General features: G+C 63.6%; 14 protein-coding genes. 8 read left to right on the top strand and 6 right to left on the bottom strand.

Annotated elements, in window-relative coordinates; genetic code table 11:
* Nucleotides 1–10 precede the first annotated feature (10 nt).
* Nucleotides 11–1,018 (top strand): RNA polymerase sigma factor RpoS, encoded by a 1,008-nt coding sequence (gene rpoS, locus G7007_RS07410; protein ID WP_181100418.1) that lies wholly within the window; start codon nt 11–13, stop codon nt 1,016–1,018.
* 651 nt (nt 1,019–1,669) lie between these two features.
* Here the strand turns inward: rpoS and fdxA are convergent.
* Both fdxA and mutS read right to left on the bottom strand, forming a co-directional pair.
* On the bottom strand, nt 1,670–1,993 hold the full coding sequence (gene fdxA, locus G7007_RS07405; protein WP_181100417.1) for a ferredoxin FdxA: 324 nt from the start codon (nt 1,991–1,993) through the stop codon (nt 1,670–1,672).
* A gap of 136 nt (nt 1,994–2,129) precedes the next feature.
* Entirely contained in the window at nt 2,130–4,697 is a 2,568-nt protein-coding gene (gene mutS, locus G7007_RS07400) for a DNA mismatch repair protein MutS (protein WP_181100416.1), read from the bottom strand.
* Nucleotides 4,698–4,849: 152 nt separating this feature from the next.
* Between mutS and G7007_RS07395 the strand changes: the two genes are divergently transcribed.
* The 3 genes from G7007_RS07395 (at nt 4,850) to recX (ending at nt 6,978) form a co-directional block, all read left to right on the top strand.
* The gene (locus G7007_RS07395; protein WP_181100415.1) at nt 4,850–5,332 is read left to right on the top strand and encodes a CinA family protein; all 483 of its coding nucleotides are present in this window, start codon (nt 4,850–4,852) and stop codon (nt 5,330–5,332) included.
* A gap of 103 nt (nt 5,333–5,435) precedes the next feature.
* Nucleotides 5,436–6,503: a recombinase RecA gene (gene recA, locus G7007_RS07390; RefSeq protein WP_181100414.1), complete on the top strand. Its 1,068-nt coding sequence runs from the start codon at nt 5,436–5,438 to the stop codon at nt 6,501–6,503.
* Nucleotides 6,504–6,510: 7 nt separating this feature from the next.
* Nucleotides 6,511–6,978: a recombination regulator RecX gene (gene recX, locus G7007_RS07385; RefSeq protein ID WP_181100412.1), complete on the top strand. Its 468-nt coding sequence runs from the start codon at nt 6,511–6,513 to the stop codon at nt 6,976–6,978.
* A gap of 98 nt (nt 6,979–7,076) precedes the next feature.
* Here recX and G7007_RS07380 read toward each other — a convergent pair whose 3' ends face one another.
* The gene (locus G7007_RS07380) at nt 7,077–7,493 is read right to left on the bottom strand and encodes a quorum-sensing-regulated virulence factor family protein (RefSeq protein ID WP_181100411.1); all 417 of its coding nucleotides are present in this window, start codon (nt 7,491–7,493) and stop codon (nt 7,077–7,079) included.
* A gap of 201 nt (nt 7,494–7,694) precedes the next feature.
* Here G7007_RS07380 and G7007_RS07375 point away from each other — a divergent pair, with 201 nt between their 5' ends.
* From G7007_RS07375 to G7007_RS07365, 3 genes are all read left to right on the top strand, one after another.
* A complete protein-coding gene (locus G7007_RS07375) occupies nt 7,695–8,423 on the top strand; it encodes a tRNA-uridine aminocarboxypropyltransferase (protein WP_181100409.1) in 729 nt (242 codons plus the stop codon).
* A gap of 167 nt (nt 8,424–8,590) precedes the next feature.
* Nucleotides 8,591–9,241 (top strand): response regulator transcription factor ErdR, encoded by a 651-nt coding sequence (gene erdR, locus G7007_RS07370; protein ID WP_181100407.1) that lies wholly within the window; start codon nt 8,591–8,593, stop codon nt 9,239–9,241.
* A gap of 73 nt (nt 9,242–9,314) precedes the next feature.
* Complete coding sequence (locus G7007_RS07365; protein WP_181100405.1) at nt 9,315–9,677, top strand: diacylglycerol kinase; 363 nt, start codon at nt 9,315–9,317, stop codon at nt 9,675–9,677.
* 3 nt (nt 9,678–9,680) lie between these two features.
* Here G7007_RS07365 and G7007_RS07360 read toward each other — a convergent pair whose 3' ends face one another.
* On the bottom strand, nt 9,681–10,607 hold the full coding sequence (locus tag G7007_RS07360; RefSeq protein WP_181100403.1) for a LysR family transcriptional regulator: 927 nt from the start codon (nt 10,605–10,607) through the stop codon (nt 9,681–9,683).
* A 119-nt stretch (nt 10,608–10,726) separates the two neighbouring features.
* Between G7007_RS07360 and fpr the strand changes: the two genes are divergently transcribed.
* Nucleotides 10,727–11,506 (top strand): ferredoxin-NADP reductase, encoded by a 780-nt coding sequence (gene fpr, locus G7007_RS07355; protein ID WP_181094011.1) that lies wholly within the window; start codon nt 10,727–10,729, stop codon nt 11,504–11,506.
* 315 nt (nt 11,507–11,821) lie between these two features.
* Here the strand turns inward: fpr and tsaA are convergent, their stop codons facing one another.
* Both tsaA and G7007_RS07345 read right to left on the bottom strand, forming a co-directional pair.
* Nucleotides 11,822–12,523 (bottom strand): tRNA (N6-threonylcarbamoyladenosine(37)-N6)-methyltransferase TrmO, encoded by a 702-nt coding sequence (gene tsaA / locus G7007_RS07350; protein WP_181100401.1) that lies wholly within the window; start codon nt 12,521–12,523, stop codon nt 11,822–11,824.
* A 4-nt stretch (nt 12,524–12,527) separates the two neighbouring features.
* The gene (locus tag G7007_RS07345; protein WP_181100399.1) at nt 12,528–12,989 is read right to left on the bottom strand and encodes a YehS family protein; all 462 of its coding nucleotides are present in this window, start codon (nt 12,987–12,989) and stop codon (nt 12,528–12,530) included.
* Nucleotides 12,990–12,993: the final 4 nt, after the last annotated feature.

The following is a 12,993-nucleotide window of genomic DNA, read 5'->3' as shown; positions in this document are numbered from 1 at the left end:
GACTATAACAATGGCTCTCAGCAACGAAGTGCCGGAGTTTGACATCAGCGATGACCTGCTCATCATGGAAGCGGACGTCGTGTTGGAAACGGAAGAGGTGTCGGACGAACCTGTCGCTTCCCCGGTTCGAACGAAGGCCAGGCAAGGCGCTTCACCCAAACAGCACAAGTACATCGACTATACCCGCGCGCTCGACGCCACCCAGCTCTACCTCAACGAAATCGGCTTCTCGCCCCTGCTGTCGCCCGAGGAAGAAGTGCACTTCGCTCGCCTGTCGCAGAAAGGCGATCCGGCTGGCCGCAAACGCATGATCGAAAGCAACCTGCGCCTGGTGGTGAAGATCGCCCGTCGTTACGTGAATCGCGGGTTGTCACTGCTGGACCTGATCGAGGAAGGTAACCTCGGCCTGATTCGCGCCGTGGAGAAATTCGATCCGGAGCGGGGGTTCCGTTTTTCCACCTATGCCACCTGGTGGATCCGCCAGACCATCGAACGCGCCATCATGAACCAGACGCGTACCATCCGGTTGCCCATCCATGTGGTCAAGGAACTCAACGTCTACCTGCGTGCGGCCCGCGAGCTGACCCAGAAGCTCGACCATGAACCCTCCCCGGAAGAGATCGCCACGCTGCTGGAAAAGCCTGTGGCCGAGGTCAAGCGCATGCTCGGGTTGAATGAGCGGGTCTCCTCGGTGGACGTTTCCCTGGGGCCGGATTCGGACAAGACCCTGCTCGACACGCTGACCGATGACCGTCCCACCGACCCCTTCGAGTTGCTGCAGGACGATGATCTTTCGCAAAGCATCGACCAGTGGCTGGGCGAGCTGACCGACAAGCAGCGTGAAGTGGTGATTCGCCGCTTTGGCCTGCGCGGGCATGAAAGCAGCACCCTGGAAGACGTCGGACTGGAAATCGGCCTGACCCGTGAGCGGGTGCGGCAGATCCAGGTCGAAGGGCTCAAGCGCCTGCGTGAGATTCTGGAAAAGAACGGGCTCTCCAGCGAGTCGTTGTTCCGTTAGACCGCGCATGTGCCATACCGCCCTCACAGGCGGTCGACTGGCGTTTGGGCATACCAGGACAGGGCCAATGGGCGCTTGCGAACAGCCGCCCTGGCCAGCGTGATGGAGAACGTCCATCGCACTGGCCAGGGCGGCTTTTTCATGGGCGTCGTACGGCGGCACAGGGCCTGGTACAGCCGCGGACCGCACGCCAGGATCCCAGGGCTCTGCAGGACCCACAGTACGACTTCCCATGTAGGAAATTGCTCACAAGAGCGGTAAGCAAACAGCGTAAACGGCAGTAAACGGTTGTCGATTCCATACCGTGAATTAATGCAAGTGATTGATCTATAAGATGTTTTATAGATGAAACATATGTTTCAGCTGAATTGATTTGAGAGGTCTTGCGCTTGTCCGGCTCAGGGAAACCGCTAGTATTCGAACTGTGCCCACGGACGCGGCACGGTCATCCAGGACGATGATCAGGACATCGCAGGACGCGATTCATCAGGACGATGACAAGGATTACAGGGAACAGGGACGAAAAGTGGGCGGGCAACCGCCCCTTTTTTTTGCGCTCGAAAAAGCGTCGAAGGCAACAGGGCTACAGGGCGGGCCTGGAGCCCGCCCCATCGCGCAAGGCGATGGGGCGTCAGGGTCATGCACGTGGCATCAACGCTCCAGGAACTGGATCTTGCCAGGTGTGCCGTCGAATTCCTCGGCTTCCGGCAGTTTGTCCTTCTTCTCGGTGATGTTCGGCCAGACCTCTGCCAGTTCGGCGTTCAGCTCGATGAAGTTCTCCATGCCAGCCGGGATCTCGTCTTCCGAGAAGATGGCTTGAGCCGGGCATTCCGGTTCGCACAGTGCACAGTCGATGCATTCGTCTGGATGAATGACCAGGAAGTTCGGACCTTCGTAGAAGCAGTCCACCGGGCAGACCTCTACACAGTCGGTGTACTTGCACTTGATGCAGTTGTCGGTGACGACGAAGGTCATTTCTAATTTTCTCCTCAGGCAACGGCAGCGTACCCCCGATACAGGGCAGCGCGGTTCGCGAAAGAGGCTACACGTCAGGCTGGGCGTGTGGCGCTGGCGAACCGCGCGGGATTCTAACAGCTTGTTACGGCACGCGTTATAACAGGTTCTTAAGTTGATATAGCGTTTCGATCGCTTGGCGCGGCGTCATGTTGTCCAGGTCCAGGCCACCAAGCCGGTCCATGGCCGGGTGCGGCAGGCTGGCGAACAGGTCGCTTTGGTGAGGCGCTGCCGTTGGATGCGCCAGTGCCGCAGGCGGTTCCTGCGGCAGGCTGGCGGTTTCCAACCGGCCCAGGTGCTCGCGCGCACGGGCGATGACCGCACCGGGCACGCCTGCCAACTGCGCCACGGCCAGGCCGTAACTCTGGCTCGCCGGCCCCGGCAGGACATGGTGCAGGAACACGATGCGCTCATTGTGTTCGGTGGCTTTCAGGTGCACGTTGGCCACCAGTGGCTGGCTGTCCGGCAGCACCGTCAGCTCGAAGTAGTGCGTGGCGAACAGCGTGTAGGCGCGCAGTTCGGCCAGGCGCTCGGCAGCCGCCCAGGCCAGCGACAGGCCGTCGAAGGTGCTGGTGCCGCGGCCGACTTCGTCCATCAGCACCAGGCTGCGGTCGGTGGCGTTGTGCAGGATGTTGGCGGTTTCGCTCATCTCGACCATGAAGGTCGAGCGGCCACCAGCCAGGTCGTCGCTGGAGCCGATCCGGGTGAAGATGCGGTCGACCAGCGACAGCTCGCAGCTGACGGCCGGTACGAAACTGCCGATGTGCGCCATGAGCACGATCAGCGCGGTCTGGCGCATGTAGGTGGATTTACCACCCATGTTCGGGCCGGTGATGATCAGCATCCGAGTGCTGTCGTCCAGCGTCAGATCGTTGGCCACGAACGGCGTGGTCAGCACCTGCTCGACGACCGGATGGCGACCTTGCTCGATGCGCAGGCAGGGTGTGTCGACGAACTGCGGGCAGTTCAGGTCGAGGGTCAAGGCACGCTCGGCCAGGTTGCTCAGCACGTCGAGCTCGGCCAGCGCCGCCGCGGTGTCCTGCAGCGGGGCCAGGTGGCCGATCAGGGTTTCCAGCAGCGCGTCGTAGAGCATCTTCTCGCGCGCCAGTGCGCGGCTCTTGGCCGACAGCGCCTTGTCCTCGAACGCCTTGAGTTCGGGCGTGATGAAGCGCTCGGCGCCCTTGAGCGTCTGGCGTCGGATGTAGTCCCCCGGGGCCTGTTCAGCCTGGCGGGTCGGCAGCTCGATGTAGTAGCCATGGACCCGGTTGTAGCCGACCTTCAGGTTGGACAGGCCGGTGCGGGCACGCTCGCGGGTTTCCAGGTCGATCAGGAACTGGCCGGCGTTCTCGCTCATCGACAACAGCTCGTCCAGCTCGGCATCGTAGCCGAGCTTGAGCACGCCGCCGTCGCGGATGACCGCCGGCGGATTGTCGATGATCGCCCGCTCGAGCAGGTTGGCGAGCTCCGGATAGGTACCAGCGATGGTGCCTAGACGCGCCAGGTGCGGCGCTTCCAGTTCGGCCATGGCGTTGTGCAGTTCGGGCAGAGCGGCTAGTGCGTCGCGCAGGCGGGCCAGGTCCCGTGGGCGAGCATTGCGCAGGCCGATGCGCGCCAGGATCCGCTCGATGTCGCCGATGTCCCTGAGCTGCGGCTGAAGCTTCTCGAAGCGATAGCCGTCGAGTAGGCAGCGGATCGAGCCCTGGCGCGCCTGCAGGATCTTCAGGTCGCGCAGGGGGCGGTTCAGCCAGCGGGTCAGCAGGCGGCTGCCCATGGCCGTCTGGCACCGGTCGATCACCGACTGCAGCGTGTTGTCACGCCCGCCGGCCAGGTTGACGTCCAGCTCCAGGTTGCGCCGGCTGGCGCCGTCGAGGATGACCGTATCGTCCAGTCGCTCGTGGCGCAGGCTGCGCAGGTGCGGCAGGGCGGTGCGCTGGGTTTCCTTGGCGTAGGCCAGCAGGCAGCCGGCCGCACCGATGGCCAGGGTCAGCTTGTGGCAGCCGAAGCCCTTGAGGTCCTGGGTCGCGAACTGCTGGCACAGGCTCTTGCGTGCAGTATCGCGGTCGAAGTCCCACGGCGCCCGGCGCCGACAGCCACGGCGCTTCTCCGCCGGCAGGCCCTGGGGCCAGTCGTCGGGGATCAGCAGCTCGACCGGGTTGATGCGCTCCAGCTCGGCCAGCAGGTTCTCCCAGCCCTTGAGCTCCTGCACGGTGAAGTTGCCGCTGGTGATGTCCAGCACCGCCAGGCCGAACAAGCGCTCGTCGCCCAGTACCGCCGCGATCAGGTTGTCGCGGCGCTCGTCGAGCAGCGCCTCGTCGCTGATGGTGCCAGGGGTGATGATGCGCACCACCTGGCGCTCGACCGGCCCCTTGCTGGTGGCCGGATCGCCGATCTGCTCGCAGATGACCACCGACTCGCCGAGCTTGACCAGCTTGGCCAGGTAGCCTTCGGCGGAGTGGAAGGGGATGCCGCACATCGGGATCGACTGACCGGCGGACTGGCCCCGGGCGGTCAGGGTGATGTCCAGCAGCTTGGCCGCGCGCTTGGCGTCTTCGTAGAAGATCTCGTAGAAGTCGCCCATGCGGTAGAACATCAACTGGTCTGGATGCTGGTTCTTGAGCTTCCAGTACTGCTGCATCATCGGGGTATGGTGAGAAAGGTCGGACATTCAAGGCCTTGAAACGGTGCGTCGGTTAGACAGAAGCGGATCGTCCAATACTACAGGGTTTCTCCAAGCGATGCCGCCTTCGGCTTGCCTGGCCGATACGTGGCCAGGGCTTCATCGGTGCTAAGGTGAAGCGCCACACTCAAGGATCTGCCATGACCGACATCACCGCCTTGTCCCAGCATCTGGGTGAACATCTGACCCGTCTCGGTGCCCAAGTCAGTACGGCCGAATCGTGCACGGGGGGCGGCATTGCCGAGGCCATCACCCGTGTCGCAGGCAGTTCTGCCTGGTTCGAAGCCGGCTATGTGACGTATTCGAACCGGCAGAAGACCGCGCAGTTGGGTGTGCCTGCCGGCTTGTTCGAGACGGTGGGCGCGGTCAGCCAGGCGGTGGTCGAGGCCATGGCTCAAGGGGCCCAGGTCGCCAGCGGCGCACGTTTCAGCGTGGCGGTCAGTGGTGTGGCCGGCCCCGGCGGTGGTTCACCGGCCAAGCCGGTGGGCACCGTGTGGCTGGCCTGGGCGGACGGCGGACAGGTGCACAGCGTCAGGCGTCAGTTCGAGGGTGACCGCCAGGCGGTGCGCGAACAGACCGTGGTCGCGGCGCTCGAAGGGCTGTTACGTCTTGGTGCAGAGTAAATTGCACGCAGGGGTAGGCGGAAGCCTCACCCTGTGGAATAATACTGGCTACTTATACAGGTATTGAGGCCGTCAGGGCCTTGTCGATCACGTGAGGATTTCAATGGACGACAACAAGAAGCGCGCCTTGGCTGCGGCCCTGGGTCAGATCGAACGTCAGTTTGGCAAAGGCGCCGTCATGCGCATGGGTGACCATGAGCGTCAGGCCATTCCGGCCATCTCCACCGGCTCCCTGGGGCTGGACATCGCACTGGGCATCGGCGGTCTGCCGAAGGGCCGTATCGTGGAAATCTACGGGCCGGAATCGTCGGGCAAGACGACCCTGACCCTGTCGGTCATCGCCGAAGCCCAGAAGGCCGGTGCAACTTGCGCCTTCGTCGACGCCGAGCATGCGCTGGACCCTGAATACGCTGGCAAGCTGGGCGTCAACGTCGACGACCTGCTGGTCTCGCAGCCGGACACCGGCGAACAGGCCCTGGAAATCACTGACATGCTGGTGCGCTCCAACGCCGTCGACGTGATCATCGTCGACTCCGTGGCGGCGCTGGTGCCCAAGGCCGAGATCGAAGGCGAGATGGGCGACATGCACGTCGGCCTGCAGGCCCGACTGATGTCCCAGGCGCTGCGCAAGATCACCGGTAACATCAAGAACGCCAACTGCCTGGTGATCTTCATCAACCAGATCCGCATGAAGATCGGCGTGATGTTCGGTAGCCCGGAAACCACCACCGGTGGTAACGCGCTGAAGTTCTACGCCTCCGTGCGCCTCGACATCCGCCGTACCGGCGCGGTGAAAGAGGGTGACGAGGTCGTGGGCAGCGAAACCCGCGTCAAGATCGTCAAGAACAAAGTCTCGCCGCCGTTCCGCCAGGCCGAGTTCCAGATCCTTTACGGCAAGGGCATCTACCGCAACGGCGAGATCATCGACCTGGGCGTGGCCCATGGGTTCGTCGAGAAATCCGGCGCCTGGTACAGCTACAAGGGCAGCAAGATCGGCCAGGGCAAGGCGAACGCCGCCAAGTACCTGCAAGAGAACGAAGCCATTGGCGCCGAGCTCGACAAGCTGATCCGCGACAAGCTGCTCAATGCTGGCGCGGCCGCAGCGGCAGGTAAGGCAGCGGCTGCCGAAGCCAGCGCCGACGACGTCGCTGACGCCGATACCGGCAACTGATCGGCCCATGTCCGCCGTACTCGATACCCCCGTTGCAGTGCGGCGGACGGCCATGGACCTGCTCGCGCGACGTGAGCATGGGCGTGTCGAACTGACACGCAAGCTGCGTCAGCGTGGTGCACCGGATGAGCTGATCGAGCCTGCGCTCGATCGGCTGGCCGAAGAGGGCCTGCTGAGCGAAGCGCGCTACCTTGAACACTTCATCTCGTATCGGGCCAATGCCGGCTACGGTCCTGCGCGGATTCGCGAAGACCTGGGACAGCGTGGGCTGGATCGTGGTGATGTGGAACAGGCCCTGCGTGACAGCGGGGTCGATTGGGCGGCGCGGCTGCGCGAGGTCTGGCAACGCAAGTTCGCGGGCGAACGGCCGACCGAACCCAAGCGCCGGGCTCAGCAGATGCGCTTTCTGGCCTACCGCGGCTTTTCCATGAACATGATCGGCCGACTGCTCAGTGGCCGAGACTTGGACGATTGATCGATCCGTCCTGTCCGCCGGCTGGCGGAACAGGATAGCGAGCGGTCATCGGGTGTGTCCGGCCGCGCGGTCACGCATGCCGGCCCACTGCGTAGTGCTTATTTCTTCTTGCCACCCGCGCAGGTCGCGGCATTGAATACCTGCTGATCAACAGGGCGGTTGGTCTTGTATTCGGTGAAGTCGTAGCGCAGCACGGCGCCCTTGGCCATCAGCTGGCGGAAGCCGGTGTTACGGCAGACGCTGGCGCCGAGCTGGTCGCGCACCTTGTCCGGGTTGGAGCGCATTTCGGCCGCATGGCTGGCGCGTACGCTCAAGTGGTTGACCAACTGGTTGCCTTCGACGGTATAGCCCTGGTCGAGGATGTCTTCGTTGATGGCGCGCGGCGTGCCGACGCTGCTTTCCTGAGCAACCTTGTGCAGCATCTGGGAGAGTTCGTACTCCTGCTTGGAGGCAGCTTCAGCGGCCAGGGGCAGCGCGAGCGCCAGGCTCAGGGTCGGGACAATAAGGCGTAGCATGCATCTCTCCTGTTCGTTGACTGGCGCTTTGACAGGTGTCACGCCAGGGTGTTCCGTGCTGACGGCCTGGAGTATACAAGCCAGCACGGTGGACCGCTCGTGCGACGCGGCAAACCACCGACCTCTGGTAGACTGTCGATCCTTTCACCGCGCCCGAGTCTTTCTCGTGTTCATCACCGATTTTCCATTGGTCGCTCAGTCATGAGCCATGCCGTTGCCCAACTGCGCGCCGAACGCCTGGCCCGCAGCAGCAAGCCGTTCATCGCACGCGGATCACGTGCGCCGCGTTGCGCCGAGTGCCGCGTCATCCATAGCCATTGCCTGTGCCAATGGACGCCGCGTATCGACGCGAACGCCGGCATGTGCCTGATCATGCACGACACCGAGCCGTTGAAGCCAAGCAACACCGGCTGGCTGATCGCCGACGTGATCAAGGATACCGCGGCCTTTGGCTGGCAGCGCACCGAGGTCGACGAGCGTCTGCTGGCGTTGCTCGACCAGCCGCAGTGGCAGCCCTACATCGTCTTTCCCGGTGAGTTCGTGGCACCCGAACGTGTCGTGACGCAGGTGAGTGCGGTGCCGGGCAAGCGGCCGTTGTTCATCCTGCTCGACGCCACCTGGACCGAGGCGCGCAAGATGTTCCGCAAGAGCCCGTACCTGGAGCGGTTTCCGGTGTTGAGCCTGGAAGCCGAACAGATGTCGCGCTACCGGCTGCGCCGTTCGAAACGCGACGATCATTTCTGTACGGCCGAAGTGGCCGCGATGTGCCTGGAACTGGCGGGCGATACGCAGGCAGCTCGGGGGCTGGATGCCTACCTGGACGTCTTCAGCACGCATTACCTGAGCGCCAAGCACCACAGGCCGATCGACCCCCAGGATGCGGCGCACCAGCAGTTGAGCGCCTTTCTTCAGCCGGATCGTCGACCCTGAGGCCGGCTTTGGCTTGACCGCCTCGGGCGCGCTGGGCATGCTTGGCGCCGCTCCCCGACACGAGTGGCCCAGACCGCTCGACCTGCCACCCGTACCGTGCGTCACGCACCGATTCGCCCGTCTGCCGCGCCATGCCGCCGCAGGCACATCACAGGATCCATGAACCGATGGCCACCTACGACATCCTGATAGCCGACGATCACCCGCTGTTCCGTAGCGCGTTGCGCCAAGCCGTCACCCTGGGGCTGGGGCCTGACGTGCGCCTGGTCGAGGTGGCGAGCATCGCCGAGCTCGAAACGCACCTGGCGCAAAAGGCCGACTGGGATCTGGTGCTGCTGGACTTGAACATGCCCGGCGCCTACGGGTTCTCCGGCCTGGTGCTGCTGCGGGGTCAGTATCCGCAGATCCCGGTGGTGATGGTGTCCGCGCAGGAAGAGGCGGCCGTGGTGGTCAAGTCCCGTGAGTTCGGGGCCAGTGGGTTCATCCCCAAGTCCAGTACCCTCGACGTGATCCAGAACGCCGTGCAACAGGTGCTGGACGGCGACGCCTGGTGGCCGCCCCAGGCGTTCGACAAGGTCGACGTGTCCGCCGAAGCCAAGGCAGCCAGCGAAGGGTTGGCCAGCCTCACGCCTCAGCAGTTTCGCGTGTTGACCATGGTCTGCGAAGGCTTGCTCAACAAGCAGATCGCCTACGAGTTGAACGTGTCGGAAGCCACCATCAAGGCGCACGTGACCGCGATCTTCCGCAAACTGGGGGTGCGTACGCGAACCCAGGCGGCCCTGTTGCTGCAACAACTGGAATCAGTCGCCTCGCATTGAAGCGCTGTCCTACGTCCTTTCTGGGCCGTGTTCGCTATAGAATGCGGGCCTTTCCTCGGTACAGTATTTCTTCATGTCGCCATTCAAGGGCCGTACGGGCCTGAAACGCATCGTCAACGCCGCGGGCTATTCCTTCGACGGCCTGCGCGCCGCTTTCCTGGGTGAGGCCGCATTTCGCCAGCTCGTCCTGCTCAACGTCATTCTGGTGCCGCTGGCGTTCTGGCTGCCGGTCAGCCGCGCCGAGCGGGCGATCCTGGTCGCCGTCTGTCTGTTGGGGCTGATCGTGGAGCTGCTCAATTCCGCCGTCGAGGCAGCGATCGACCGGATCTCGCTGGAGCACCATCCGCTGTCGAAGAATGCCAAGGACATGGGCAGCGCCGCGCAACTGGTGGCGCTGACAGCGATTGCCCTGGTCTGGGGCATCATCCTGCTCTGAGGCTCAGGCGATCGACGGCAGCACGATCTCGTCGCTGCGCTGCACGCCGGCGGTGAAGGTGCGGCACAGCTCGAGGAATTCGCGCATGGCCGAGGTCTGGTACTTCTGTTTGTGCCAGATGAAGTAGAACTGCCGGGCCAGGTCCAGGTCAGGGGTCTCGACCGGCACCAGGCTGCCACGCCGGAACGCATCGCGCAGGGCCAGCCGAGAGATGCAACTGATCCCCAGCCCCGACTCCACGGCACGCTTGATGGCTTCGGTGTGCTCCAGCTCCAGGCGGATATCCAGGTGGGCGCGATGATGACGCATGGCCTGGTCGAAGGTCAGCCGTGTGCCAGAGCCTTGTTCACGCAGGATCCAGGCTTCCCGGCACAAGGTCTCCAGGTCGGCCTTGCCCAGGATGGCCAAAGGATGCTGTGGGGCGCAGAACACCACCAGCTCATCCGCGACCCAAGGCTGCACTTCCAGGTCGGGGTGGTTGCAGTCGCCTTCGATCAGGCCCAGGTCGATTTCGTAATGGGCCACTTGCTGCACGATATGGGCCGTGTTCTGTACATGCAGCTTCACCTGGCTCTCTGGGTGGCCCTGCATGAAGCTGCCGATCAGCAACGTCGCCAGGTAGTTGCCGATGGTCAGCGTGGCGCCGACCGACAGGGCCCCGAAGCCGGACTTGCCGCCGAGCAGGTCTTCGATCTCCTTGGCCTGGTCGAGCAGGGCGACGGCCTGGGGCAGCAGTTGATGTCCCAAGGCATTGAGGCTCAAGCGTTTGCCCGCGCGATCGAACAGCTGGCAGCTGGTCTGCCGCTCCAGTTCGGTGATGGACGTGCTGGCCGCCGATTGGGACAGCGCGAGCAGGCCAGCCGCCCGCGACACGCTCTGGTGCTGGGCGACGGCGACGAAGACTTGCAGTTGACGGAGTGTGAATCGCATATCTATATAACCAATAACACATATCTTGATAATTGATTTTCCAGATATTCTTACGCCCACTACACTAGCGCGCAAGAGCGCTGTGAATAGCGTTGCGTCTTTTTTCAGGAGCCCCATCGATGAGCAACATGAACCACGAACGTGTCCTCAGTGTGCATCACTGGAACGACACCCTGTTCAGCTTCAAGTGTACCCGTGACCCGGGTCTGCGCTTCGAGAACGGTCAGTTCGTGATGATCGGCCTGCAGCAGGACAGCGGCCGTCCGCTCATGCGTGCCTATTCCATCGCGTCGCCCAATTGGGAAGAGCACCTGGAGTTCTTCAGCATCAAGGTGCCGGACGGCCCGCTGACCTCGCAGCTGCAACACCTGAAGGAAGGCGATGAGATCATCATCAGCAAGAAACCTACCGGTACCCTGGTGCTCGACGACCTGAACCCGGGCAAGCACCTGTACCTGCTGAGCACCGGTACTGGCCTGGCGCCGTTCATGAGCGTCATCCAGGACCCTGAGACCTACGAGCGCTTCGAGAAGGTGATCCTGGTCCATGGCGTGCGCTACGTGAACGAAGTCGCCTACCGCGAGTTCATCACCGAGCACCTGCCGCAGAACGAGTTCTTCGGCGACGCCGTGCGCGAGAAGCTGATCTACTACCCCACCGTAACCCGCGAGCCGTTCGAGAACCAGGGCCGTCTGACCGACCTGATGCGCAGCGGCAAGCTGTTCAGCGACATCGGCCTGCCGCCGATCAACCCGCAGGACGACCGCGCGATGATCTGCGGCAGCCCGAGCATGCTCGACGAAACCAGCGAAGTGCTCGACAGCTTCGGCCTCAAGGTCTCCGCTCGCATGCGCGATCCAGGCGACTACCTGATCGAGCGTGCCTTCGTCGAGAAGTGAGGCCAGCGCCTGGCCGCTGGCCAAGCGCATTGACGTACAAGGTTGGCTTGCCACCAGCAGGTCGACCTCGCCTGAATCCAGCAGGCCTGCCGGCAGTGCGCTGAAGCTGCCGCCGCCATCGCGGGCAAGCCCGCTCCCACAAAGGCTCATCCAGGGCCAACGGCTGCAGCAGATGGCACACGCCTTGTGCAGCCTGTCACGCGTCGCCATCAGCACTACAGATTGGCAGTCTTCATTGGCCCCCTGTGGGAGCTGGCTTGCCAGCGATGGCGCCCGGCCAGGCGCCGCCTGCAGCGTGACCAGTGCTCGAGACGATCACTCTCCGTGGTCGCGCTCCACGTTCAACACCACGATGCGACCCGGCTCCGGGTAATGCCAGCGCACCTGCACGTCCCAGAACTTCACGCCATACACACGCTCGGCAGGCGGCTTCTGGTAGGCCGGCCGCGGATCTTGGGCCAGGCACTGTTCGATCAGGGCCAGCAACGGTTCGCCCAGGCGCAACCCATGCTGCTGGGCCTGGTCCAGCGCCGCATCGCGCCACTCGACGACGATGCGTGCCGGTGCCTCGCTGGCCATACCATTGCAGGCTCCAGCGACGCTATCGGCGTAAGGCACGTAGGGCTTGATGTCCAGCACCGGCGTGCCGTCCAGCAGATCGATCCCCGAGAGCAGCAGCCGTCCCGGTTCCACCGCGTCCAGCCTGACCACCGATTGCCCGATGCCGTTGGGCCGATGGGTGGCGCGGGTGGCGAACACGCCCATGCTCTTGTTGCCGCCCAGCCGGGGCGGGCGGACTTTCAGGCGAGGCGTGTCCTCCAGCGCCTGGTGGAACAGAAACAGCAGCCAGACGTGGCTAACCTGCTCCAGGCCCGCCACGGCCTCCCCCTGGTCGAAGGGCGGGACCAGTTCCAGCACGCCTCGAGCAGCAGGCGCCAGGTGCGGTTGGCGAGGGATGGCGAACTTTTCCTTGAAGCAGGAACGCACGTAACCCACGGGCGAGACGCTGTGCTGCATGGGATCAGCCACGCACGCGCAGGGTCAGGCCCTTGAGGAAGTTGCGCAACAGTTGGTCGCCACAGGGCCGGTAGTTGTCGTGCCCGACCTTGCGGAACAAGGCGCTGAGTTCCGGCTTGGACACCGGGAAGTTCACCGACTTGAGCACGGCGTGCAGGTCGTCTTCCTTGAGCTCGAACGCCACGCGCAGTTTCTTGAGCACCGTGTTGTTGGTCACCGGCAGCTCCAGCGGCTGCGGCGCACGACTGTCATCGCGGCCGCGGCGGTGCGTCACCAGGCCGTCGAGAAAGTGCGCCATGACCGTGTCCGGGCACTGCACGAAGCCTTCTTCCTCTTCCTTCTTGAGGTAACCGGCGACCTGGGCCGTGGACAGCGTCAGGCCGGACAGTGCGAAGATCTTGACCATCTGCGCGTCGTTGGCCTTGATCATGTAGCGCACGCTGCGCAGTACATCGTTGTGATTCATGGAG

It is taken from the genome of Pseudomonas entomophila (assembly GCF_013523125.1).
GTDB lineage: Bacteria > Pseudomonadota > Gammaproteobacteria > Pseudomonadales > Pseudomonadaceae > Aquipseudomonas > Aquipseudomonas entomophila_B.
The sequence above is the reverse complement of the archived record's forward strand: the minus strand, read 5'-3'. Positions and strand labels throughout refer to the sequence as shown.

Bases quoted from the DNA above. Each gene is read 5' to 3' on its own strand.
- G7007_RS07380 (WP_181100411.1), bottom strand. From the start codon at position 7,493: ATGCTACGCCTTATTGTCCCGACCCTGAGCCTGGCGCTCGCGCTGCCC.
- fdxA (WP_181100417.1), bottom strand. From the start codon at position 1,993: ATGACCTTCGTCGTCACCGACAACTGCATCAAGTGCAAGTACACCGAC.
- recX (WP_181100412.1), top strand. From the start codon at position 6,511: ATGTCCGCCGTACTCGATACCCCCGTTGCAGTGCGGCGGACGGCCATG.
- rpoS (WP_181100418.1), top strand. From the start codon at position 11: ATGGCTCTCAGCAACGAAGTGCCGGAGTTTGACATCAGCGATGACCTG.
- erdR (WP_181100407.1), top strand. From the start codon at position 8,591: ATGGCCACCTACGACATCCTGATAGCCGACGATCACCCGCTGTTCCGT.
- G7007_RS07345 (WP_181100399.1), bottom strand. From the start codon at position 12,989: ATGAATCACAACGATGTACTGCGCAGCGTGCGCTACATGATCAAGGCC.
- fpr (WP_181094011.1), top strand. From the start codon at position 10,727: ATGAGCAACATGAACCACGAACGTGTCCTCAGTGTGCATCACTGGAAC.
- tsaA (WP_181100401.1), bottom strand. From the start codon at position 12,523: ATGCAGCACAGCGTCTCGCCCGTGGGTTACGTGCGTTCCTGCTTCAAG.
- G7007_RS07395 (WP_181100415.1), top strand. From the start codon at position 4,850: ATGACCGACATCACCGCCTTGTCCCAGCATCTGGGTGAACATCTGACC.
- G7007_RS07375 (WP_181100409.1), top strand. From the start codon at position 7,695: ATGAGCCATGCCGTTGCCCAACTGCGCGCCGAACGCCTGGCCCGCAGC.
- mutS (WP_181100416.1), bottom strand. From the start codon at position 4,697: ATGTCCGACCTTTCTCACCATACCCCGATGATGCAGCAGTACTGGAAG.
- recA (WP_181100414.1), top strand. From the start codon at position 5,436: ATGGACGACAACAAGAAGCGCGCCTTGGCTGCGGCCCTGGGTCAGATC.
- G7007_RS07360 (WP_181100403.1), bottom strand. From the start codon at position 10,607: ATGCGATTCACACTCCGTCAACTGCAAGTCTTCGTCGCCGTCGCCCAG.
- G7007_RS07365 (WP_181100405.1), top strand. From the start codon at position 9,315: ATGTCGCCATTCAAGGGCCGTACGGGCCTGAAACGCATCGTCAACGCC.